Source organism: Shewanella eurypsychrophilus (assembly GCF_007004545.3).
In the GTDB taxonomy this organism is placed as follows: domain Bacteria; phylum Pseudomonadota; class Gammaproteobacteria; order Enterobacterales; family Shewanellaceae; genus Shewanella; species Shewanella eurypsychrophilus.
Genome location: NZ_CP045503.2, coordinates 2,689,590 through 2,715,530, shown reverse-complemented (window position 1 = coordinate 2,715,530; position 25,941 = coordinate 2,689,590). Strand labels below are relative to the sequence as shown.

Annotated in this window: 17 protein-coding genes; 3 read left to right on the top strand and 14 right to left on the bottom strand. The window is 43.5% G+C overall.

Annotated elements, in window-relative coordinates:
* Positions 1-131 precede the first annotated feature (131 nt).
* From FM038_RS11445 to xdhA, 11 genes are all read right to left on the bottom strand, one after another.
* Complete coding sequence (locus tag FM038_RS11445) at positions 132-2,321, bottom strand: malate synthase G (protein WP_142871156.1); 2,190 nt, start codon at positions 2,319-2,321, stop codon at positions 132-134.
* A 203-nt stretch (positions 2,322-2,524) separates the two neighbouring features.
* Entirely contained in the window at positions 2,525-3,721 is a 1,197-nt protein-coding gene (locus tag FM038_RS11440; protein ID WP_142871157.1) for a urate hydroxylase PuuD, read from the bottom strand.
* A gap of 66 nt (positions 3,722-3,787) precedes the next feature.
* Entirely contained in the window at positions 3,788-5,074 is a 1,287-nt protein-coding gene (gene guaD, locus FM038_RS11435; protein WP_142871158.1) for a guanine deaminase, read from the bottom strand.
* Positions 5,075-5,158: 84 nt separating this feature from the next.
* Positions 5,159-5,680, bottom strand: a complete 522-nt coding sequence (locus FM038_RS11430) for an ureidoglycolate lyase (protein ID WP_185965698.1) — start codon at positions 5,678-5,680, stop codon at positions 5,159-5,161.
* 63 nt (positions 5,681-5,743) lie between these two features.
* Complete coding sequence (gene uraH, locus FM038_RS11425; protein ID WP_142871159.1) at positions 5,744-6,085, bottom strand: hydroxyisourate hydrolase; 342 nt, start codon at positions 6,083-6,085, stop codon at positions 5,744-5,746.
* A 10-nt stretch (positions 6,086-6,095) separates the two neighbouring features.
* Positions 6,096-6,596 (bottom strand): 2-oxo-4-hydroxy-4-carboxy-5-ureidoimidazoline decarboxylase, encoded by a 501-nt coding sequence (gene uraD, locus FM038_RS11420; RefSeq protein WP_142871160.1) that lies wholly within the window; start codon positions 6,594-6,596, stop codon positions 6,096-6,098.
* Between the two features lie 11 nt (positions 6,597-6,607).
* Positions 6,608-7,666 carry an allantoicase gene (gene alc, locus FM038_RS11415; protein WP_223293056.1) on the bottom strand — a complete coding sequence of 353 codons (1,059 nt, stop codon included), beginning with the start codon at positions 7,664-7,666 and terminating at the stop codon, positions 6,608-6,610.
* Positions 7,667-7,745: 79 nt separating this feature from the next.
* On the bottom strand, positions 7,746-9,125 hold the full coding sequence (allB, locus tag FM038_RS11410; RefSeq protein ID WP_142871161.1) for an allantoinase AllB: 1,380 nt from the start codon (positions 9,123-9,125) through the stop codon (positions 7,746-7,748).
* 81 nt (positions 9,126-9,206) lie between these two features.
* Positions 9,207-10,145, bottom strand: a complete 939-nt coding sequence (xdhC, locus tag FM038_RS11405; protein ID WP_142871225.1) for a xanthine dehydrogenase accessory protein XdhC — start codon at positions 10,143-10,145, stop codon at positions 9,207-9,209.
* Between the two features lie 93 nt (positions 10,146-10,238).
* Complete coding sequence (gene xdhB, locus FM038_RS11400; RefSeq protein ID WP_142871162.1) at positions 10,239-12,605, bottom strand: xanthine dehydrogenase molybdopterin binding subunit; 2,367 nt, start codon at positions 12,603-12,605, stop codon at positions 10,239-10,241.
* On the bottom strand, positions 12,598-14,055 hold the full coding sequence (xdhA, locus tag FM038_RS11395; protein WP_142871163.1) for a xanthine dehydrogenase small subunit: 1,458 nt from the start codon (positions 14,053-14,055) through the stop codon (positions 12,598-12,600). Before xdhA ends, xdhB begins: the two co-directional genes overlap by 8 nt.
* 563 nt (positions 14,056-14,618) lie before the next feature.
* Here xdhA and FM038_RS11390 point away from each other — a divergent pair.
* Together FM038_RS11390 and FM038_RS11385 are read left to right on the top strand one after the other, a co-directional pair.
* Positions 14,619-16,298: a S41 family peptidase gene (locus FM038_RS11390; RefSeq protein WP_185965699.1), complete on the top strand. Its 1,680-nt coding sequence runs from the start codon at positions 14,619-14,621 to the stop codon at positions 16,296-16,298.
* Positions 16,299-16,442: 144 nt separating this feature from the next.
* Entirely contained in the window at positions 16,443-17,108 is a 666-nt protein-coding gene (locus FM038_RS11385; RefSeq protein ID WP_142871165.1) for an SDR family NAD(P)-dependent oxidoreductase, read from the top strand.
* A gap of 31 nt (positions 17,109-17,139) precedes the next feature.
* On the opposite strand, the gene FM038_RS11380 is transcribed toward FM038_RS11385, so the two are convergent.
* The gene (locus FM038_RS11380) at positions 17,140-18,927 is read right to left on the bottom strand and encodes a choline/carnitine O-acyltransferase (protein WP_223293055.1); all 1,788 of its coding nucleotides are present in this window, start codon (positions 18,925-18,927) and stop codon (positions 17,140-17,142) included.
* A gap of 562 nt (positions 18,928-19,489) precedes the next feature.
* Between FM038_RS11380 and FM038_RS11375 the strand changes: the two genes are divergently transcribed.
* Positions 19,490-19,972, top strand: a complete 483-nt coding sequence (locus FM038_RS11375) for a MarR family winged helix-turn-helix transcriptional regulator (protein ID WP_142871166.1) — start codon at positions 19,490-19,492, stop codon at positions 19,970-19,972.
* A 75-nt stretch (positions 19,973-20,047) separates the two neighbouring features.
* On the opposite strand, the gene FM038_RS11370 is transcribed toward FM038_RS11375, so the two are convergent.
* Together FM038_RS11370 and FM038_RS11365 are read right to left on the bottom strand one after the other, a co-directional pair.
* Complete coding sequence (locus FM038_RS11370; protein WP_142871167.1) at positions 20,048-20,857, bottom strand: RecX family transcriptional regulator; 810 nt, start codon at positions 20,855-20,857, stop codon at positions 20,048-20,050.
* Between the two features lie 132 nt (positions 20,858-20,989).
* Positions 20,990-25,813, bottom strand: a complete 4,824-nt coding sequence (locus FM038_RS11365; protein ID WP_195873259.1) for a response regulator — start codon at positions 25,811-25,813, stop codon at positions 20,990-20,992.
* Between the last annotated feature and the right edge of the window lie 128 nt (positions 25,814-25,941).

Sequence of the window (25,941 nt, the reverse complement as noted above, 5' to 3'; positions counted from 1 at the left end):
ACTCTGTATTAATGTATATTAAAAGATAAAATCAGCAACATGAAAGCATGTCACTGATTTTTCGTTAATTAGATAATAAAAGTTACCTCTTTTCAACCATGAAAAATGGTATCTATATCCAACTTCTTACATTAATTTAGAGCCTTTACTTCAATTCTTCTTTGATGCAATAGCGGCTCGGTATAGCCACTTGGTTGCTCTTTCCCTTTAAAAATCAAATCCATTGCCGCATTAAACGCTATATTGGTATCAAAGTTTGTTGCCATAGGTTCATAGCTTGAATCGGTGATATTTTGTCTATCGACCACTTGGGCCATCTTTTGTAAAGATGCGATAACCTGCTCACTTGTTAACAATCCATGATGGAGCCAATTACAGATGTGCTGACTAGAAATTCGTAACGTGGCTCTGTCTTCCATACGCCCGACGTTATTAATATCAGGTACTTTTGAACAACCTGTGCCTTGATCTATCCAACGAACCACATATCCCAGCAAGCCTTGAATATTGTTATCTAATTCATTTTGAATTTCATTGGCAGTCAATTCAGTTGCATGACTCAATAACGGTATGGTTAGCAGAGCGCTTAATTCACTGTCACAAGTTTCAGCTGAAAACTGCTTAAGCTTGTTGTCTTGCACATGGTTAACGTTCACTTGATGGTAATGCAACACATGCAGCGTCGCTGCCGTTGGTGACGGTACCCAGGCACAATTTGCACCAGATTTTGGATGACCAATCTTGGTTTCAACCATATTGGCCATCTCATCGGGTATCGCCCACATTCCTTTACCTATCTGCGCCTTGCCTTTAAATCCAGCTTGCAAGCCAATGCGTACATTGCGGTTTTCATAAGCACTGATCCACGCTTCATTTTTCATCAGCTCTTTTCGTACCATAGGGCCTGCGTACATGCTGGTATGGATCTCATCACCGGTTCTATCTAAAAAGCCTGTGTTAATAAAGGCAACTCTTTCTTTACTGGCGCGAATGCACTCTTTTAAGTTAACCGAGGTACGACGCTCTTCATCCATGATCCCCATTTTGATGGTATTGGTTGCCAAACCTAAACACCCTTCAATACGGGTAAACAGCGCATTACTAAATGCTACTTCATCAGGGCCGTGCATCTTAGGCTTAACAATATAGACACTCCCTTGGCGGGAATTTTTATAGGCAGAGTTACCTTTTAGATCGTGTAATGAGATAAGCGTGGTAATTAGCCCGTCTAAGATCCCTTCAGGGACTTGCTCATTGTGCTGAGTCAAGACAGCATCGTTGGTCATTAGATGCCCGACATTGCGTACAAATAGCAAACTGCGCCCCGGTAGGATCAAGGCTTCATTATCTAACGTTTTATATTGTCTATCAGGGTTTAAGGTGCGGGTAATCGATTTGCCTTTCTTTTGTAAGGTTTCACTTAAATCACCTTTCATCAAGCCTAACCAGTTACGATAGACCGCCGTTTTATCTTCAGCATCTACTGCCGAGATTGAGTCTTCGCAATCTTGAATGACACTGAGCGCTGACTCTAAAATAATGTCAGCCACCGATGCAGGATCAGTTTTAGCCACTGGCATACTCGGGTCTATCTTAATTTCTACATGCAGGCCATGGTTCTTAAATAACAGCGCACTCGGGTTTTGTTCATCCCCGTTGAATGCAATAAATTTTTCTGGCTCAACTAAGCTAACCTGCTCACCGGTTTGCAAATTAACTACCAATTTTGCACCAGCAATTTGGTAGCTAATCACATCGTTATGGCTACCATGGGTTAATGGGATCACGCCATCGAGAAATTGTCGTGCATAGGCTTGTACTTTTGCGCCGCGCACAGGATTATAGCTTTTAGTGATCTCAGCTCCATGATCATCACTGATCACGTCAGTGCCATACAGAGCATCATATAAACTGCCCCAGCGAGCATTTGCCGCATTCAAAGCAAAGCGGGCATTCATTAGTGGCACCACGAGTTGCGGCCCAGCCACTGTACCAACCTCTTCGTCGACATAAGTCGTCGTGATAGAAAAATCTTCTTTTTCTGCCACGATATAGCCAATGTCGACTAAAAACGCTTGATACTTCTCTTGGCTAAACGGCTGATTATTTTTATCTAAATGCCATGCATCAATTTGCTTTTGAAAGTGAACACGGGTAGCGAGTAGTTGCTGGTTTTTCGGGGTGAACTCAGTAAATATATCAGCCAATGACTGCCAAAAATTTTCAGCATCGATACCAGTCCCAGGCAATACTTCATGCTCGACAAAGTTATACAAACTTTCGGCGACTTTATAGCCATGCTTCATTACTCGTTTATTCATATTACAACCCATTACCTTAATCGATTACTGAACAAAATCGGTTCAACTTTCTGTTATATTTATTATTTTTAATGCTAGACCTATTAATGCTTTTTTTAGACTATCGAGTCAATATCAAGCTCAAAAGTCTCGCTTAGTGAGGCTTTTGATTACCTTTTGGCAAGTGAACCTTGACCATAGATCAGAATAAGCACAGCTTCGAATTACTGGCGACTTGTATCCGCCAGCCAGATAGCTAAGGTCGTTCTCTCTTCCTCTGTCATCTGAGTTTTATTCATAAATGGCATGTCTTTAGCATCTATCACACGAGCCTGAATACGCGGTGCCCATTGGGTTATGCTAGCTTCATCTGAAAATACAATGCCAGCTGGCGCGATGGTAAACACATCATCGGTTGGCGCATCGGAGTGACAACTGCTACAACGTTGCTCAATAATCTGTTTAACTTGCTCAAGGTTAACCGTTTGTGTCTTTTGCGCTTCGGTTAATTCAGTGGGGGTGGGCGAAATGGCAACAGCAAGGGCGATAGCTGCAAGTGCACTGCCGGCCAAAATCAATGGCTTATGCTTGCCAAAATGACGTAACACGAAGTACTGACGTACCGCTGCGGTAATTAAGATAATCCCCATAAGGACGAGCCAGTTCGCACTGTGGTTATAGGTCATTGGGTAGTGGTTAGAGATCATAATGAAGATGATCGGCAGCGTGGTATAAGTATTGTGCGTCGAGCGCACTTTAGCATTTAGTCCATAGATGGGATCTGGAGTCGTGCCCTCTTCTACCGCTTTAACTAAGGCGCGTTGCGAAGGCATAATGCCAAAAAACACGTTACCCGCCATAATGGTACCGATAATGGCGCCCATATGCATGTAGGCTCCACGGGCACTAAATACTTGGGTTAGTCCGTAAGATAAAGCCGTACCGACGATCAATAAGATAATGCCCAGAAGAATGCCGTGCTCTCTTAATTTAGTACGGACCAAAATCTCGTAGCTACCAAAACCGACAGCAATCGCCCCAATACCTATCGCAATCGCTTGGACCTGGCTAAGATCTGCAATGCGCCTGTCAATCAAATAGGATTCGGCGCCCACGTAAAACATCAATGATAACAATAGGAAACCTGTTAACCAGGTGGTATACGCTTCCCATTTAAACCAGTGTAAAGTGGTTGGCATCTGAGGTGGTGCCAGCTTATATTTTGCGACCTCATAAAAACCACCACCATGAATGGCCCAGAGATCACCACCAATGCCTTTATCGGCTTTCCATTGAGGGGGCTTTTCGAGATGGTTATCTAACCAGACGAAGTAAAACGATGCACCAATCCAGGCAATACCTGTGATCACGTGAGCGAAGCGAATGATTAAGTTTAACCACTCATTAATATAGGGATCCATAATCTTCCTTAATTTTATAATTTATAGTTTTAGTTATTAAGTTTTAATTTATTACAGCAATAACGCCTACACGCGTTCACCCATAATATGCGTCGCTTTTACATGACGCTCATCGCCTAACATGCTTAGAATAAATAGCTTTTCAGACAAACAAGTACAATGCTGCATTCGTCTATCCATCAGAGGGGTAGCGTGATAATCGAGTACGATAAAATCGGCTTCAGCCCCTTTAGTAAAATTACCAATCGTACCTTCTAGATCTAATGCCCTTGCCCCACCTAATGTCGCCAGAAAGAAGGATTGAAATGGGCTCAATTTCTGTGCACGCAGTTGCTGGGTCTTATAGCCTTCATTAATGGTGCTTAACATCGAGAAGGTGGTACCTGCACCGATATCTGAGCCATAACCGACATTGACATCATACTTTTGTGCTTGTTGCAGGTTAAATAAACCACTGCCTAGAAATAGATTAGAACTTGGGCAAAAAGCGATTGCTGATTGGGTTTCACCTAGACGTTGGCACTCCTCATCATGCAGATGGACGCCGTGGGCAAAAATACTGCGACGACCGAGCAAGTTGCTCTGGTCATACACGTCTAGGTAGCTTTTACTGTCAGGAAAGAGTTCTTTAACCCAGGCGATTTCATCGGTGTTTTCACTAATATGGGTGTGAAGATATACACTCGGGTTTTCTGCTAGCAGTTGGCCAGCTTTGTTGAGCTGTTCGGGAGAACAAGTTGGAGCAAATCTTGGCGTGATGGCATATTGTAAACGATCAGTTTTATGCCACTTTTCAATCAGTGCTTTGCTGTCGTCATATCCCGATTGCGCCGTGTCTGATAAGTAATCAGGGCAGTTTTGGTCCATTAATACTTTGCCACAGATCATACGCAGTTTTTTCTGCTGTGCCACGGTGAAGAAGGCTTCAACCGATTCTTTGTGTACCGTGCCAAACACTAATGCAGTCGTTGTTCCAGCGTCTAATAACTGAGTTAAAAAGAACTCAGCCACATTTTTCCCATGCTCTAGATCTTCAAATTGGCGCTCAAAAGGGAACGTATAATTCTCTAACCATTCGAGTAACTGTTCACCATAAGAGGCGATCATCTCTGTTTGCGGGTAATGCACATGGGTATCGATAAAACCAGGCATGATTAAGCCATTTTCATAGTGGATCACTTCGATGGACTGATCTAATGTGGGTAGCAATACACTTGCATCCCCCACCTGTTGTATCAATCCATCCTCAATGATTAACAGCCCATCTTCAATATGCTGATAACTCTCTTCAAGAGCAACTTTGGCAGGGTCAGCCAAAAAATGCAGAATTTCTCCCCGGTATACTTTCAACATGTTATTTACCTTTTTATCATCGTATTATTTGAGTTTTATTATTTAACTATGATAGAAGTACCAATATTGATTGGTATTATCGGTTTAACTTTGCGTGATTAAGAGTGAGCCATCTAACTTCACTACGTCGCAGTTGTCCCCCTCACCTCCTCTGTCCACCACGAGAAAATCGCTTTCACCTCCTAATGCTAGACAGAAGTGATGCCAAGTCCCTTTATGGTAATTAACGCCTTGATCTGAATTGGCGATAAACACTTCAATGTGACTGACATCTAATTCACCTGCAGGCGCCACGACCACTAAATAGGCATTTTGTCCCATAGGAATAAATGCCTGACTACCCTGTGGGTGACGCTCCATCATGCCGATGGAAATGGGTTGTGCTAACGGCTGTGAGCGAAAAATACTGATCAAGGTACGACCATTATTATCGCTGACATCGACGTTAGCTAAATCATGATAACGTTGAGTCAGGCCATCGTTAATAGCAAAGTTATTACTGTCCGCGGTGGCTTCAATCACATCACCATAGGCGCTGAACGCCGCCTGTGTTAATGGTCTAGGCGTTAATAGCTTAGAGCTGATCACTTGTACGTTATCGGTCATCAATTTTTCCATTCTGCTGTTTTACCTGTGGAACATCTTTTACTGTTAAACGATTAAGCCCTGTTAGCTGCCGCGATAGGTTGAATAACCAAATGCGCTAAGCAACAAAGGGATATGGTAATGACTGTTTGAACCATCGAGTTCAAATACAATATCGACAAAGGGATAAAAACCCTTTTCGCTATTGGCCTTAAAGTAACTGCCGGTATCAAAATGCATCCGATATATCCCCGCTTTAAGCTGCACTTCATCGGCAAGTAAACCAGCAATGCGTCCATCAGAATTAGTGACGCCCGAGGCTAACTCATGCCAAGCACCATCAGAGTGAGCAGACAGTGTAATAGGCAGTTCTTGCGCAGGACTGCCGCGCGTGATGTCCAGTACATGGGTAGTAATTTGACTCATAATGTATTACTCACAGTAGTTTATCTAACCTTAGGTGGAAGATCTTGCGCTGCTCTTCTGCAGCATTAGCAAGTTCAGTGGCCTTATCATTAGGCAAACGTGCGAGCAGCAAATCCAGCATCTGCTGTGCACTTTTACCTGTGGCACAAACGATAAATATAAAGCCAAATTTTTCAAGGTAATCAGCATTGCCCTGGGCTAAATCGACCAAGACTTGCTCAGAAGCTTGCTTCACTGAACTTTGCTCACCACTGGCGAGCTCTTTAGTATTTGCATACTTTGCTCTTAGACTCGCCACATTACCAATCTGCGGATGGCCTTCAAATGCCTCGATAAAATCCGCTTCAACCGCATCAGACCAGGCAGAGTTTGCCCTTTTAGCCAATGCTTTATCATCGGCGAATGGCCGCGCATCGACCATCGCCTTGACCCAATTCGATGCAGTGCAGCACTGCATAAAGGCATGGGTAGCTTCACTGTTTGATAAACAATTTAACTGTTCTAAGTTCATATCAGCACCCGTTAACCTTTGCGTTTACCAAATAGACGCATGCGAGAGATGCCGCCGTCTGGGAATATATTGAGGCGTACGTGGGTAAAGGTTTGTTCGCTCGTAGCTAACAGCTCATTGATGAAAAGATGCTCACGATGGGCTGTTAACTTTGTGCGTCCAATAATGGGTTGCCAGTTATCTTCCTGTTGACCATGGGTGAAATCATCACTGTCTGACACCATTCCCTCTAATGAGAAGGTATCGGGAAAGTTGCCTTTAAAGTGACACGTATCGATAACTACCTTGTTAATACTGCCCTCAGAAGCCAACTTGACGATTGACCAATCTGGACCTAAGTCACGACGTCGCTTAGTTTCCCAGCCATCACCCATATTGACACCACGGCCAGGTCTTATCAGATTATTCTTATCACTGAAGAACATATCACTGGCTAGCAGGGCTTTACCGCCATTCTTAATGTAAGCAAGATCGATTAACTCACCAGGAATAAAGTGTTCCCAATTCACATCGGCTTCACCGTATACGCGAAGGCGTGCAACGCCACCATCTGGGAACATGTTAAAGCGGATATGGGTCCAAGCAGTATCATTGCTGATTTCAAAAATATTTTGGCTGTGAGCCTCTACAGCTGTTTGGGTAAGGACTGTATGCCAAACCGTTTCAGCATCAGGCTCAACTTCACTCACACATGCTTCAACCGATACCGCTTCTGGTGCATTACCGCGGAAATAGTTGGTATCGATATCCAGGCCTTGAATGACACCCTTTATGCCTAACTTGATCACACACCAGTCGAATTCACGGCCATTATCACGACCATAGCTACGGCGAGATTCCCAGCCATCCATCCACTTACCGCGTTCGGTAAACTTATCATCGATAAAGATCCCGCGACCTGGCTTGATCAAGTTTTCCATCTCGGCAAAAAAATCATCACTACAGGCGATCGTTTCACCGCCAACGCCTTCGCTGGCCAGATCGACATATTGGGCTTTAAATTTTTGTTCAAGCTTAAGGGCTGCGCCTGTTAACTGGTTTTGTTGCTGTGTATCAATATCTAGCATCATAGCTTCGACTTCCTGTTCTTTATTTAGTTGTTATTTAGTTATTCTTTAAAAATGCTTGTAGCGCTTATACCGACTGGTATTACAGTCGTCCCTTAAGTAAAGGTCGCCCAACGGGTGCATTGATAAATTCATCTTGCTGGTAAACATGATGGCCACGTACAAACGTGTGTTGTACTTGACCCGTTACCGTGCGCCCTGCGTAGGGAGTAATGTTGTGACGATGTTTGATCATCTCATTGGTGATGGTGTAGCTGTGCTCGGGATCAAAGACTAAGAAATCGGCATGAAACCCGACACTTATTTGGCCTTTAATGCTGTCTAGTCCAGCAAACTTAGCCGTTTCACTCGACATCAAGCGAGTTAAGTCTACTAAGGTGAAACCGCGTTCTTTAGCTTCGGTCCAGATAAGTGGTAAACCAAACTGCAGCGCTGAAATTCCACCCCATGCTTTTTCTATATCGCCACTGTCTATGTGTTTAAGCTCTGGGGTACAAGGTGAGTGATCTGAGACGATAAAGTCTAATCGACCATCGCTTATGGCTTGCCATAAATGCTCACGGTTACTGTTTTCACGGATGGGTGGACAACACTTGAACAAGGTTTTGCCATCGGGAATATTCTCTGATGCTATGGTCAGATAATGCGGGCAGGTTTCAGCGGTAAAACGTAAACCTTCTTTTTTAGCCGTCGCAATGGATTCTAACCCTTCATCCGATGAAAGATGGACGATATGAACTCTACAGTTATCGCCCTTCTCTTTTGATTCTCTAGCCATATCAAGCATTAAGGAAATAGCTTCATTTTCCCAGCTCTTAGGACGAGATGCTAAAAAACTATTATATTTGTCATTAATAACCACATCATTAAAGCCACCACAATCGATTTCTGCATGGATAAGATACGGCACATCGTGCTTTGCTAAGATAGGCATAGCTGCACGTATGTCTTTCGCTTCCACATTGGGAAACTCTTCGATACCTGAATCAATGAGGAAAGACTTAACGCCTAACACGCCAGCATTAAGCAGCTCGTCCAGATCACCGATATTTTGCGGAATAACCCCACCCCAAAAACCACAATCGACCCATAACTTGTCATCGACTGCGTTAAGCTTCTCTTCAAATGCCGCTTTGGTGGTCGTCACAGGAATGCAGTTCAGTGGCATATCAACCAGTGCGGTAATGCCGCCAGCTGCCGCAGCTTGAGTGGCGGTATTAAAGCCTTCCCACTCAGTGCGACCCGGCTCATTAATGTGCACATGAGAGTCGACAAGACCGGGCATAATGACACGGTCGCCATAATCGAGAACCTCGCAGTCTAGTGCTTGTCCATAAGGGTGAATGGCAACAATCAGCTCGTCTTTTACCTCAATACAGGCAGCAAGCATCTCATGGCTCACCTGATTATTGTGGCTGGTATTTAAAATAACCTTGTTACTCTGTAAGGCAAAATGCGACACCTTGCGACTCCTATTGATTCTTTCTAAAAAATAATACTGCACTTGCTAACAATTGCATGTTCAGTGGGGTACTCAGCCTTGTTAATCTGTATTGAGTAACTCCTTAAACTCTTTCCAGTAGATCCCCTGCTGCGATGTGGGGCGAGCTTTAGCCATCTTCGCCAGTTCAGGAGTTTGGGTTTGACTATCAATGGCATCAATGGCTTTTTTCTGCTCAGCGGCTCCTTGTTCAGCGACCTTTTGCTCAGCTTGATAGAGGTTAATGATCTCACCCGATACTGACACCGCCACTTCCATCGGTAATTTGCCGCCCACTTGCTCAAGACCTATTGGGCAACTCATTCGCGCAACTTGGTTTGGGTCTATCTCTCTGTGCTTATAACGCTGCTGAAAACGACGCCATTTGGTACCAGACGCGATAAGGCCTAGATAATGGAAGTCCCCACGCTTGAGGATAGCTTGAGAGATCTCAAAATCCATCTGGTGGTTATGAGTCATTACCACAAAGTAACTATTTTCAGGCATAGAGGCGACTTCAAACTCTGGCTCCTCACTGATGACTTTGGTGACATTATGATAATTTTCAACATCGGCAGGGAACTGCTCTGCTCGACTATCAACCCAAGTCACCTGGCATGGTAAGCCCGCGAGTATGGCGACCAGCGCCTTACCGACATGACCAGCCCCAAATACCATGATATTGACCCCGACTGACGCAAAACACTCAAACATCACACTGGCATTACCACCGCAACATTGGCCTAAATTCGTTCCGAGTTGAAAGTGCTCTAAGTGTTGGCAGCTCTTACCTGCTGCCAACATCTTGTGAGCGTGTTTGATACTTTTATGCTCAAGGTGTCCGCCACCTATAGTGTCAAAAATGTCATCTTTAGAGATCACCATTTTTGTGCCACTGTTTCTTGGCGTAGAACCCGACACCCCCACCAAAGTAACTAATACATAAGCTCTACCTTGCTGACTTAATTCAAAAGCGGCTTTGTTCCAGTTAGTGGGTACCATCTGCATTTCTCCTATGTTGGATATGTGTTTACATCCAGCCTTGAGCATTACTAAATATCTGCCTAAAGCTGAGTTAGTTTAAAAACATCAAGCTTAAGCACTCGTTTTACGACCTGCTTTCATCGCTTCAACGGCCCAAAGTACCTTCTCTGGGGTTGCAGGTGTATCAAGCGCGGGGCTTAACTTATGATTTGAGACACTTGAAATAGCATCTTTAAGTGCAGACCACACTGACATCCCTAACATAAATGGCGGCTCACCTACGGCCTTAGAGTTATAGATAGTCTGCTCGCGGTTAGGATCGTCAGGCACTAAGTCGACCCTAAAATCAGCGGGTGCATCGCTGATCGCGGGAATTTTGTAGGTTGCAGGGTTGTTCGAGAGCAAGCGACCCTTGTCGTTCCATACCAGCTCTTCAGTCGTTAACCAGCCCATACCTTGAATGAAGGCGCCTTCAATTTGGCCAATATCGATGGCGGGATTCAATGAATGACCCACATCTTGGAGAATATCAGCGCGCAGTAGTCGGTATTCGCCGGTTAAGGTATCAATCAAAACCTCAGATACCGCCGCACCCGTTGAGTAGTAGAAAAAGGGATGACCCTTACCTGTGGCTCTATCGAAATGAATTTTTGGCGTCTTATAGAAACCGGTCGCCGACAGGGAAACACGGCCGATGTAGGCTTGCTGAATAAATTCAGCAAAGCTGAAACACTCAGTCCCTACCCGTACTTGGTTCTCAACAAAACTGACTTCACTTTCGGTGACACTGTATTTTTCACAGGCAAAGTCAATCAGACGTTGCTTGATAATTCTGGCTGCGGCTTGTGCGGCCTTGCCATTTAAGTCGGTACCCGATGACGCCGCTGTTGGCGAGGTGTTAGGGACTTTATCTGTCCGAGTTGCCGAAACACCTATGGTATCAGCGTCAATTTGAAACTCCTCAGCGACAATTTGAGCGACTTTAGTGAATAAGCCTTGGCCCATCTCAGTGCCACCATGATTAAGCAAAATGGTGCCATCTGTGTACACATTAATGAGTGCGCCAGCTTGGTTTAGATGCTGAACGGTAAAAGAGATCCCGAATTTAACCGGCGTTAACGCAATTCCTTTTTTCAAGATGCTGTTTTCACTATTGAACAGCTCAATGCTTTCGCGACGGACGCGATAATCAGCACTCTCTTCTAAGGACGAAATCAATTCAGCGATCTTGTTGTGTTCAACGATTTGATGGTAGTGAGTTTCGTTACGTTCATCTTTGCCGTAGAGATTGATCTTGCGGATCTCGAGGGGATCTTTTCCTAGATGGCGAGCGATATCGTCCATCACCATCTCAATGGTCATCATGCCCTGGGGGCCGCCAAATCCACGATAAGCGGTATGAGACACGGTATTAAGCTTACAGCGATTACCGGTAATTGTTGCTTGATCTAAGAAGTACGCATTGTCGGAGTGAAACATGGCCCTATCGACAATCGCATCGGAGAGATCGGGGGAATATCCACAGTTACCATTAACGGTAATATTAATGCCTTTGATTTGACCCTGGTTATCAAATCCAACGGTATATTCATTCTCGAACGGGTGACGCTTACCTGTCATACAGATATCATCTGCGCGATTGAGTTTAAATTTAACCGGACGTTTACTCTCATTAGCAAGCAAGGCGGCAATACAAGCCCAAGGTGCAGCCTGGGTCTCTTTACCACCAAATCCTCCCCCCATTCGACGAGTATCGACAACCACTTTATTCAGTGAAATATCCAGTACTTCAGCGACAAGCTTTTGCACTTCGCTTGGATGCTGAGAAGAAGAAAACACCAACATGCCGCCGTCTTCTGTCGGCTCAGCGGTAGAAATTTGCCCTTCAAGGTAAAAATGCTCTTGGCCACCCACATTTATCTGCCCTGACAATTGATGCTCAGCATGAGTAATGGCGGCTTCTGAATCGCCTCGCTTCATGGAATACGGAGGACGTACAAAACTTTGTTTAGCTAGCGCATCCTTAACCGTTAATACCGCCTCTAATTCTTCATATTCCACTTTAGCCAGCTTAACCGCACGGTTAGCCAAATCGTGGGATGTTGCAGCAACGGCAAATAAAGGCTGGCCTACATATTCTACTTTGCCTATGGCAAGCACAGGATCCCCTGGAAACACGGGGCCAATATCAGTATGACCTGGCACATTATCTACCGTGATAACCGCAATCACACCCTCGGCAGCTTTAACCGCTGATAGATCCATTGATATGATATTGCCATGTGCAATCGTGCTTTGACCGACTGCGGCGTGTAACTGGCCGCGTAATTCAGGTCTGTCATCGATATAAATCGCTTCACCGCTGACATGCTTTTCTGCACTTTCATGTTTTTTAGAGCGTCCGACTCCGCCTAATCCTACACTGCGTAGACTTGTGTCGGCTAAATTGGCTTTATTGATTTCGATAAGACTACGCATAATTCACCACCCGTGTTTCAATTGTTCTGTTTTGTAATTCGAGATAACATTTCTGCATTAAGTTTTGGGCAAGTTTCATTCGGTATTTATCCGAGGCGCGTACATCTGACATTGGCTGATAATCGAGTGTTAATGCCTGCTGAGCGGCTATGACATTTTGTTGGTTAAACGGTTTATTGAGTAAGGCCGCTTCGCACAGCTTGGCGCGCATAGGCGTCCCCGCCATGCCACCAAATGCGATGCGTATGTCGATAACGAGATTATCTTTTAGCTCAATAAAGAAGGCGGCTAATACTGCGGAGATATCATCATCGATGCGTTTAGAGATCTTATATAATTTAAGGAACTGACCCGGTTTGGCTTTGGGAATGTAAATCTGTTTGATAAATTCAGATGGCTGGATCACGGTTTTCTTGTAGGCAACAAAGAAGTCTTCAACCGCTATTTTTCGCTCGACCGCACCACGCTGCAGCGTCATTTCAGCCCCAAGTGCGATCAGCGCAGGAGGCATATCACCAATAGGCGAAGCATTACCAATATTGCCACCTAAGGTGCCGTTGTTTCGCACTTGCCTTGAACCGATGCGCTCAATCATCTCACCCAGTTCATGATATTCATCATGTAGCATTGGGGTAAATTCGTTGTATGGCACCGCCGAGCCAATCACAAACTGATCATCAAGGTCTTCAACTGTGCGTAGCTCGGCCACATCACCGAGATACACGAGATCATCTATGGTATGCAAGTTTTGAGTCACGCTGAGTGCTAAGTCGGTACCGCCAGCAACCAAGGTTACACTTGGCTGTTCAAGGAGCCTTTGCGCAAGCTCTGTGATGGTTTTTGGGGCAAAGTAACTATGTTGATTGCCTGATAGCATTGCAGAGGGTGTTTGTTTGAGCTCATTAAGATGCTGCACCGTTTGCTCATAGTGCTTAGCAAATGAATCAGGAGCTGCCTGCTCGCTTGTTTCCATGGCCGCATCGATTATCGAACGATAACCAGTACAACGACATAGATTACCCGCAAGCGCCTCGACGACTTCAGCTCGGCTGGGCTTATTGTTGACCTTATGCAAAGCAAACGCGGACATCACAAACCCTGGCGTACAAAAACCGCACTGTGAGGCATGGTTATCGACTATCGATTGCTGCACATTGTGTAATTGAGCCCCGTCTTTTAGGTCTTCAACTGTAATAAGTTGTTTGCCATGTAGACTCCCCACAAAACTGATGCATGAGTTAATCGATTTATAATCAAGATCTTGTTTATTATCGGCTAACTCGGCAACTACCACAGTACAAGCACCGCAGTCACCAGAACAACAGCCCTCTTTAGTGCCAGTATTAAACTGCTTTTGACGCAGATACTGTAGAACCGTGAAATTCGGATCTATATTTTCTAATGTCACTACATCGTTATTTAGTAAGAAACGAACTGTACTCATTGTCATAATTTGTTCCGTGTTTAATCTCGTAAATCGGTGTGGGCTCAATTTCACTAAATTAGGTATATCAGAAGCAAAAACCTGACACAAGTGTCAAATTCACAAAAGAACCACAAACAGTTAACAGCGACAAGGAAATTTCGACGTAAATCCAGAAGTGTGAGCTAGGTTTAAACGATGCTAAAAGTGGGAGAAAACAATTTAATAACAGTAGGATAAAGGCTGACAGCTAATTAATTAAAATCTAAATTAGCTGCCAGATACCATTTAATTCAATTACCTGAAACTTTTTCTCCTAACGTGAGTAAAAAGTAAAGTCAACGTAACATTTTGCATCATTGGTAAATTTTTAATCAAAACTCATCGACACCTTTCTTCAATGGTTAATCATAGAGAGTAAGTATTGGAGCTATGTTAAATCCCCCACCCCAAGTGAGTTATCAAACCCCAAACATTAAACCAACCTGCTAAGCACAATAATAATTATGATGAGAAACATTTTATTAAGCCTTTTATTGGGCTGCACTTGCATAACCATGCCGCTTTCTGCACTCGCGAATGCCAATTTAATGACCAACGAGGCCCTGGGTCAGCAGCCTTCAAACGCGTTTCCTAATAATGGGGCCAAGTACTGGTCAAGTCGTAATGATGCCGTCGCTCTGGCAAAAAATAGTGACTGGGAAAAAGCCATCCCACTTCTAGAAATGCTCACAAAGCAATACAGTGATGACGGGGAGACTTGGTTTTTATTGGGACATGGCTACTTACAGACAGCGCAATACAGTAAAGCAGTCCCAGCACTCGAAAAGACACTAGAGCTGGGCACAATAATGTCAGGGATCCCGTCGGCTTCAGCCCCATCAAATGATATTATGATCAAAATTGCACAATGCTATTCCGCCTTAAACGATAATCAGCAGGCGCTTGAATGGATACAAAAGGCACTCGACTTTCGTTGGGATGATCGTAAATCACTTATTGATAACTCAAGTTTCACTAATATAGCGGCATCTGATGCCTTCAAGAAACTGTCAGGCGAGTTTCGTCAGGCTGGTTTATCTCGAGATAAGCAATGGGTCGAAGATTTAACGTTTCTACTTTCTGAGATCAAGCGATTACATGTTGATCCTTACCATAAAACCTCTCTTGGGCAGTTAGAGCAACAAGTAGACTCGATCACAGCAGATATTCCCGACCTGACAGATCAGCAGATTGTTTTTAGAATGATGCAGCTGCTTGCAAGTGTGGGAAATGGTCATAACTTCATTGTTCCTACTCACTCCTTGAAAGGTTCATTTAACCGGCTTCCTGTGAGTTTTTATTGGTTTAATGACGGCCTCTACATTGTTAGCGCTAACGAGCGGTATCAGCACTTGATAGGACGTAAAGTGATCTCAGTGGGTCATACTCCGGTACTGCAAGCCCTCAGCGCAGTGGGATCGATAAACGCACGAGATAACGAGATGCAGCAATATTGGTTAGCTCCTTTTTATCTGTCATTACCCCAAGTGCTAGCAGGACTTAGCTTAGTGGACAATGTCGATAAGGTACTGCTTACTGTCGCAGATAGTAAAGGGAAACAAGAGACGATCTCACTAACTGGTGCCCCATTCAATTTTGCTGGATTTCCTACACTGCCCAAACTGGCCTCTGACAACAATCCGGCTTACTTGAACAATAAAAGTGATAATTACTGGTTTCTCAATAACAAAGAAGATAATTATCTTTATTTACAATTTAATGCCGTCGCACAACAGAAACCTCAGTCGCTTGCTCAATTTAGTCGGGAAATAAAACAAAGAGTTATCCAGGATAATGTCGAAAACCTTGTCTTGGATCTGCGCCACAACAGTGGCGGCAATGGTTCAATAATTCCACCACTCACTCGTGCGTTAATTCACTTTAGCGAGCAAAATGAAAATAATCAGCTATTTGTCATTGTCGGCAGAAATACATTTTCAGCCGCGCACCTATTACTTGCCGATCTTAATCGGTTGACCGATGCCATTATTGTCGGAGAGCCTAGTGGTAGCAGACCTAACCATTTAGGTGAAGCTGGGTGGTTCAAACTTCCCTACAGTGGTGTATGGGGGATCATATCTTCTCAGTATCATCAGGCTTCGAAGGCTGAAGACCATAGGATTTGGATAGCGCCTCACCTGCCGGTGACACTGACTTCTGAGGCGTACTTTTCAGCTAAAGACCCAGCTATGGAGCAGATAATCCAACTTATAAAGAAACATGAGTAGATTAGATATCGCTGCTGTGGGTCCAATTTATTGCTTTATGGTTGAAAGTCACCACGAATGGCCCATCTTCAGCAGATATTTTTGTAGTCTTTGCGCATATATGTGACTATTTTTATCCGAATCAAGTTAAACAGTGAGTTATCCATGATTGTGATCACCGGAGCCAGTAGCGGACTTGGGGCTGCCTTGACCAAGCTGTACAGTGAAGATGGGGTTGAACTGCTAATTTCTGGACGTAACGAACAACGTTTACTTAAAGTCGCCGAACCTTTAGGTGATAAGGTTCAGGCTAAAACAGCAAATTTGAGTCAACCAGACGATATAAAAGCCCTGTTTGATGCCTGCCAACATACACCTCAAACCATCATCCACTGCGCCGGTAGTGGATACTTTGGCGCGCTTGAAAATCAGCAAGCTGATGCGATTAACGCGTTAATAGAAAACAATGTCACATCTGCAATCATGCTTTTACGTGAAGCGGTGAAGCGTTACAAAGAGCAAGCTGTGACCGTGGTGATTGTCATGTCAACGGCGGCACTGACGGCGAAGGCGGGAGAGTCGACCTATTGCGCAGTAAAATGGGCGGTGCGGGGACTGGTTGAATCAGTACGCCTGGAACTTAAAGGCTGCCCCATGAAGCTTATCGCAGTTTATCCTGGCGGCATGGCAACGGAGTTTTGGCCCTCAAGTGGTAAGTCACTAGATACATCTGGCTTTATGAGCGCAATTGAAGCGGCAACGATGCTTAAGCAGGCATTGGTGGGAACCGAACATGGATATGTATCGGATATCACCATTGCTCGTGGTTAAATACAGTCACACAGACTTTCACTGCTAGCTATCAGGTTTCTCGGCTTCGCATCAGATCGGCCATTTCAAGCAACGACTGCTCGATATAGCCTTGCATCAGCTCGAGTTTATCCTGCATTGCACTGCGACTCGTCATATTAAAGCAGATAGAATCACTGCGCTTAAAGTAACGGATCCCGTAGCCATCATCGACAATCGGTCCATAACCCGCCAGCTCTACACCGTAATCTGATGTGGTGCTGGTACAGACCACACTGTGATTCAATGTCTGGTATCCCTTATCTGTAAAAATTTCTGGCAACTCAGTCATTCCTATGTTGTTGCCAGCCTCTTTATAGCGATACGTTAATGCCATAAAATGGGCGTAAACCCCGAGACCCTGTCTGCATTCACTTGCTCTTTCAACATGCTTTTGGGCTGCCTTTATGAGTGAATCGATTTTTGTCTGCCTACAAGATTCGGCGTCACATATATTGTGAATAAATGCTGTCGACTCGGTTGAAACAGTATGTAATGCATCGAGGCGTCCGTCGATAAACGTTCTTGTCATCACGGCTTCATAGGCGCTGTAAAGCTTGCCATATAGCTTATATTCAGCTAGTTGCAGCGCCAACTGAACGAACGCATCGGGACTGACCCCAAACTGCTTTATCTGATTTTTACCAAACTGAGTAAAATTCAACACTCTGGTCTGGGTATTGGCGACGTGCTGGCTAAAGGCATCTGCAGCCGCTCGAATTGTTTGTTTCAGCGAATCATTGAGATCAAACGCTAGCTCTTCGACGCTAGGAGAAACGACCTGTTTCGTTTCTGAGCGGGTGGTTTTCTCGAATAAAACCTTATCAATCGTGTCATAGATATGTCCGATCAGGCGCAGCATCACAGAGCCGTCCACCCCGGTATGCTCAAAATTGATCCCTGTCTTACCATTTTTGAAAACGATAAACTGCAGGGATTTATCGAAAAATCGATCCTGCCCCTCCCCGTGGAGTAACTGTTTTGAGATTTCCGCTATCTCATTGGGCTCACTTTTATCCAGACATAAAACAAAACTAGCTTCTTCGATAGCAGTCATCGCATTTTTATTATTAGCCGAGATCTGCAGTAGCTCTGCCCGACTTTCAGCCCAGTCATCACGTTGCATTGTGGTTAGCAGACCTAAGTTTTGTCCACTCTTTGAGATAGACAGAATACAATCAAGCTCATATTCAATTGCAAAGGGGGAACGAATACTGCCATGTTCATCAATGATATTGAGTTTGTAGATACCTTGATGATGCATAACGATGATATGGTTTCTTGACGATAAGGTTTTGAACTCATCCGTCCCTTGGCGAGGTATTCTTGTTGAAGAAAAAAGTTGGTTATATTGATTCATGCATAACGGCAGCTCTTTCTGCATATCGACCGCCAGCTTGCGTTCATCAATCAAGCCAATAAAATCGTAAACGCTGCTAATAAGCGCGGCAGCATTTCTTGCCTGCGGATCTACATTTTCATCAAGCTTACTTTTCAGGTAATAAAATACGTTACTGTTGATCACCAGTGACTTTGGGCATGCCAGATAGAAATCGCGCCAAACAGGGGCAAACCAGTTCGTGATTGAGGGGGAGCTAGCCCATTCAACCAACTCATTTTGTAGCCTTTCCCCTTCACCTCCGGGCTGCAGAAACTGCTTAATGGCTTCTCTGGTCTTGGTTATCTCTGGTTCAGTTAATAATGGCTCAGCCCATTCGATGAGTTTACGGCAGGTTATATTTATGTCCGGCACCGGCATTACAGGTAACTCTTTTTGACGACTAAATGTGTTGCCTATCAATGTTTCAACCCCTTAGTGTAAATACATATTTATTGGCGGGCTCTCACAAATGAAACCAGACAAAGGCTATGACCAAAATAGAATGTAAATCTTTACCTAAATAGATAATTACAGTTAAAATAATTTCAACTATAACCACTAAGATATTTTCATATCATAAAAATAACGACTTAACCTTTATAAATCAGCATATTCTGAGTTGCATGTTACGCTTTACCTACTGCATTGCCACTTTAGTTGATTATTACTCAACACTGATCACGTTATGGCTAACACTTGATAGTTAGAGCACTAATGATTAGGGGTCGATTGATTAAATATTCATTAATACGGTTAAAAGTATGCAAATATTGTAAAGTCGAGATAATGTCGACTTTATCTCACCCTTGAACTCAGCGTTAAGCGCCCTACTTCCGGCCTCACAAGCAGTTAGTTTATAAGCAGTTTTTTTATGAAAGCTGAAAAAGAAGATTATTGTCTGGGATTATTCTGTTTTTGTTATTTTGCGCATGAGTGTTACGATTATTTCTGTTATGGTACGCAAAAATAGAGGGGGGGAATTATGGAAAAGTACGAACAGTTATTAATTTCATTACGCCGTGTGATCCGGGCTATCAGCATACATTCTCGACAATTAAATAAAGAGTCAGGATTAACGGGTCCACAGCTAATGGTGATGCGAAAAATTGAACAACTTGACGCGCCACTGGCAAAGCAAATAGCTCAAGAAATAACACTGAGCCCGGCAACCGTCACGACGATTCTCGATAGACTTGAAAGCCGTAATTTAATCATTAGAACACGCAGTGAAACTGATAAACGTAAAGTACATTTATCGTTAAGCGAAGCGGGCCAAGCGTTATTAATTGACTCACCAAAACCACTTCAAGAGCATTTTATTAAGCGCTATCAAAATCTTGAAGAGTGGGAACAAAGCCAGTTACTCTCGGCAGTAGAGCGTATTGCATCCATGATGGATGCTGACGAACTCGATGCCGCACCTGTATTATTGGTAGGACAAATTCAAGCCGATGAGCCAGTGTAATTGATATAACATTGACCCTCTACCTATGCGGCGGGTAATAGACCCGCTTCAGTGATTAGCAGACTTCTACGCCATTTACTCATCACCTGGATCCATTGCTTCTTTTATTTCATCACTGCCAAACCCTTTACGGGATAGATACGCATACGCTTTCGACTTTTCTTTATAATCCGATAGATCATAGCGCTTTTTAGCCAGCTCTTTTTTACAGCTTTGATAAAAATCGACATCTTCTGATAGCGTTAATTGATACAAGATATCTTCAAAATCGCTGACATCGATCAGTCGCTGTTTTAGTTCCTGTAAGATAAGGGTTTCACCTTTACCTTTATTAAATAACTTAATTATTTCAGTGGTTAAGTCAACTTTATCTGCTTTTACGGCTAATTTACTACGCAGTGTTTCACGCTCTGGATGTTGTGCTAAGGCATGATCAATCTCTACACGAGAAAAACCTTTGGTGGTCATCTGGGCATAGACTTTTTCTCTATTGGTGCCATAAAAATTATCAAATTTGCTGAGTAGCCTAGACGTAGCCATCGCGAAAGCATCGACTTTTTGTTCATCCATCACTTGCTCTATTGCAGTATCTATCTCTGTCACAGGTACACCGCGAAGTCGTAACTTACGTCTTATTGCGCCTGTACCGAGTTCATTACTAAAGGCCAGCTCGCAATAGCGTACAGCAAAGTCATAGTCATTTTTCAGGTAACCATTCTCTATTAGTTTGGCGAGTACGGTCTCAATCCATTGTGGATTTTCGGTTTTGCGCTCAAGCTTGGTACGAATTTCATTAATGGTGAAATCTTGTTGACCAAGGTGCCAATAGGCACTATTAAAAACATTGTCGATGGTTTTAGCTTGACGTAATGGTGGGCGCTGCATAACGAATTGATCTTAAGTTAAAAAGTAACCAAAACAGTGTAGCAGATCCCCGCGTTGTTGAGTACGTGCTAGAACCCTTGATGTTCGGATGCTTGCACTTCTACTTTGAACAAGGATATTCCAATTAACGTTCTACTCTGTTGACGATTCATTTTTCTCTCCCATTAGTTCCGCTTTACTATGTAAAAGCAGCTCATAGGCTGCTTCAAAATCATATCGCTCACAGTGAGCTAATAGTGCTTCAAGTTTATCCTTTGGCTTAAGGTCTGCGATGATAAGTTTTTCAACAAGTTCCATTGCATCGCTATCATTACTCAAGAGCAAGCGCTCTAATTCAACAATCGCCGCTATTATTTGTTGAGAAGATAAAGCTTGTATTGGTGAGGTGCTGAGTTTTCGAGACAGATCAGCTTGAGAAATTAACATGAGATCATTGATGGAAGTTGCAAAAGCTTCAAGCTGGATAAAAAACTCATTCAGCTCCTTAACTGGATACTGTTGGATGTTAAACTTCATCTCAAAAACAGCACATTGGCCACTCAGTTCATTGGCTCCCACCGTGGCCAACAAACCTTTGAGTGTATGGACTTCAGCCGCCATATTCTCTAGGTGCCTCCGCTTGTGAATGGCTTTCAGAGATGGGAGCTGCTCTGATATCCTTTGCTGTAATTTATTGAGTAAAGAGAGATAGAAGACTTCATCACTATTGAGTCTGGCTAACGCAGACTCTGTTTGCAGGCCGAACATATTGAGCGACTTCATTAGCTCAGTGTTAGAGCGACTCACTACTTTTGGCTGTTTAGCCTTGCTCGTATTGGCTGTAGCGGATTTTCCTGTCCATTTTGAAATCATCTTATAGAGCGCTTTAACATCTATTGGTTTATTAATGTGATCATTCATTCCCGCAGACATTGACGCATTGCGATCCCCCATTAACGCATTGGCGGTCATCGCGATAATCGGTAAGTGTTCATAATGTGGATCCTGTCTTATTTGTTTAGTCGCTGATATACCGTCTAACACAGGCATTTGAATATCCATTAGCACCAGGTCAAAAGTGTTCTGAGCCAGCAGATAAATGGCTTCCTGACCATTATTGGCAATTGTCACATTCACCTGTACCTGGCGTAACAGTTCCTCAGCAAGTTCTTGGTTAATGACGTTGTCTTCGACCAAGAGTATACGCACGCCACTAAAGTCATATTTTTGTCCTATCGCTATTTCAGTGGCATTTATCGCACTATGGCCGCCGAGCACATCTGTGATGACGCCAAGTAATGTTGATGGGGCAATGGGTTTAGTCATGATTGCCGAGAGTGTAAGATCATGGCTTAAGGTTGTGATTCTATCTCGCTCGAAAGCACTGACCATGATCACTGTAGGGGCGTGTAATTCAAGCTGATTTTGTAGCTCACGAACAAACTCAATGCCATCCATTTCTGGCATTTTCCAATCGCAAATGATCAAGTCGAAGTGGTGATCTTTAAGTCGCTGTAGAGCCTGCCTGGCACAATGTTCGATCTCAGCATGAAAACCAAATGATTCGATATAGGATTTTATCACCATCAACGAGGCGGGATCATCATCGACTATCAAAATATTGAGTGGCATAACTTGTAGATCATGTTCTTGCTGGCCTTGATTATTTGCCGCGATATTGAAGTCGACTTGGAACCAAAAATTTGAACCTTGAGAGACTTTGGCGTTCACCCCTATCGTTCCCCCCATAAGCGTCACCAACTTATGGCAAATCGATAGCCCCAACCCCGTCCCACCATACGTCCTGGTTGTTGAAGAGTCTGCTTGAGTGAAAGGAACAAATAACTTGTCAATCTCTGCGACTGACATCCCAATACCCGAGTCTTGCACTTCAAACGATAACCTGGCGTTTTGCGCGGTCTGACTAACGACTTTGATCGAAAGAGTGACTGCACCATGGTGAGTGAACTTTACTGCATTATTAAGTAAATTGAGCAGTATTTGCCCCAACCTTAATGGATCGCCGATCAAATTGGCTGGGAGGTTAGTATCAAAATCAAACAGTAGCTGTAAATTTTTCTCATCGGCTTTCAAGCTGATTATATTTGACATATTCTCGAGCACATCTATATATAAGTTAAATTGAATATGCTCTAGCTCTAATTTACCAGCCTCGATTTTTGAGACATCTAGGATGTCATTAATGATCCCTAATAATGAATTCGCTGAGGCTTTTATTTTATGAGCGTATTTATCTTGTTCGATGTTGAGGGCACTTTCGAGCAGTAAGTGGGTAAAGCCGATAATCGCGTTCATTGGGGTACGGATCTCATGACTCATATTGGCGAGAAATGCTGATTTAGTCCGGTTAGCATCTTCCGCTTCCTCTTTGGCGTCCTGTATCGCCTTTTCAAAAGCACTCCGCTCAGAGACGTCACGCACAGATGCGACAACATGCAGCCCTTCACTGGTTTTAATGGGGCTTAAACTCACTTCGACGTGAATGTTTTCTCCTTGATGATCGACGGCCATCAAAAGCAGCCCTTTCCCCATGGGTCTAGAGTTCTTTTCATCAATAAAGCTTCGCCTCAACCCGACATGTGCTTCACGGATATTCTCGGGAAGTAAAACCTCTATTTTTTTGCCCACCAACTCGTCAGGGTAATAGCCAAAGAGTGACTCAGCTGCGGAATTGATCTGCACAATCACACCATCATCGCTGACAATAACCATCGCATCAGGGGCTGAAATAAACATCTCATTGGCGTTGGTTAATGCCAGGTTTAACGCTTCTGTGATCGCTTTTTCTGCGGTCAAATCATATAAGGTACCGATAAGCCGTTTCTCATTATCTATCTCAACCACATTACGCAGGTAGCTATAAATGCGCTCTTCGCCACTTGCTAAGAGAATCGACACTTCAGACTGCTTGCTTTCACCTGTATTAAAACAGTCTTCATCTTCAATCCGCATGCGATGGTAGTCGGGAAAGGCGGCAATTTTAGCCAAAAACTCTTTGCTTTTAATCTGGTGTTTCTCAATATCGAACATAGAGGCAAACTGCTGATTACAACCAACAAACAACATATTTTTATCTACGATCAACATTGGGTTAGGCAGCGCATCAACCACTGACGCTAAATAGGCTTTCATCTGTTCAATTTTTTGTTCACGTTTGGTGGTTCTATACTGGTAAAATGAGATGATAATACTGCTGATCAATAGTAAAAAACTGAGCACTTCTGGGGTAACGGAATCATATTGTTTGATAAAACTATCACTGGGCCACACTGATACACTGAGTTGCTCGTCGGCAATGTTTAGAGGAAATACCACCTTTTCAGTTTGACTGAGAAGGCTTGGATTGATGTTGCTATCAATGGATCGCCGAGATTGGTGAAAGAATGCAAAAGTGGTCCCCTTTTCAGATTCAATCAACATATGCAGACCACGCGCGACAAGTGATTGCTGGATCAGGTTGTCAATCAGTTGGCTTAAATTGTACTCCAGTACAATAAATCCACGAATATCTGTCAGCGCGTCTATTTGGTAGGATTTTTGGTAAATATTGTGCCGCAATGGAGCAATAATCATCGCATGTGAAGTCACGGCTTGTCCGTCAAAAATTCGATGGCTTAAGGTGTTTGCTGCAAATGCACCATCAAATACCTCACGATATTGACGCTGAGCATAAAGATCTAACCCTATGTCATTGTCTATGTGGCTGATGGGATATTGATACAAGATGGGAGTATATAAAGCCCGGATGCCCGCCTTGATTTTCCGGCCATCGCTTACCTCTGACATACCCACTTCAAAATCATATCGCCGCTTAATTTGTTGTTCAAACTGATGCTGGTCGCTGATGATTGGCACGTACATAATACGGGTAACTGAGGGGTATTTTTTCAAAAACAGCCCTGACATTGTGTTAAATATGGCTTCATTTTCCACCTCATTGTAATAAGAGATCACGCGCGCGTTATCTAACATAACAGTCAGTATATCTATGGTTGCCTGTAGCGATGTGACATGTGAACTGGCATTACTATGGAGACTTTCCTTTAGCCTCACCGTCTGATGATTAGATAAATAAGAATATAAAGACAGCGAGCTAATCGTGCCTAAACACAGAATAACTAACGCCACATACTGACCAAAATGCGACGGTGAAGGGGATCTTTTAAAATAGGAAAAGTAGATCAATACCAGGCAACACCCTGCGCAACAATAGAGAATAATATTGGGCGTAATACTGTCGAATCCTGTGGGTTTATAAGAGACAAGGACAGTCTGCCATGAGATGGCAGAGACCGCGATAATAAGGATAAGCAAGGGTAAGGTATAAGCAGTGGAATTATATCGTTTCGACGATAAACACAGCAGCATCCCTGTCCCTATCAATAAAAAATTGATACTGGTACTGAGCGCCATTGCGGTAACATTTTTCCAGCCATATACCGAAGGGACACCAAATATATAGCCAAAAATCGCGATAGCGCTGAGTCCGATAACCAAGCAAGCCAGTGCTCTATTTATTTCCACAAACCGCACGCCTACCTGTTTATATAACAGTAAAAATAAGCTAGAAAAAATAAAGTTCAATGCTGTATTGGGGGCCATTCTTCCTGGATGACTGACCTGTTCAGTGTTAATAAAATAAGCCACAAACAGCTCATCGACTCCAAGGTTTATATCGACAACATATTGCAATAAACTCACGCTCGCTATAAGGCCTAATGCAATCGCCAATCGGCTTAAATAGGCCCCTCTTTCATAGGCGATGAGCAGGAGACCCGAAGCACTTAACAAGAAGCACAGTGCGGTATTAAATTGCATAGGGGTCATACTGGGGGCTAATCGAAGTAAGCCATCAATTCTGGCTAACCAACCCATAATTATGATCCCACTGATAACAGTGACGAACATGCTCAATAATTTTATCAACACAACAATCTTGCTGTTTATTTTATCCATGCGTAATACATATTTTTGTGGCCTACCTATACTTGCAATGTTGCAAGCACAATAATGACAGCCTGACACAGTCAACTCTGTATCAATAATAGTCTTTTATTCAGCGCTAGCAGACATTCAATAAGGCA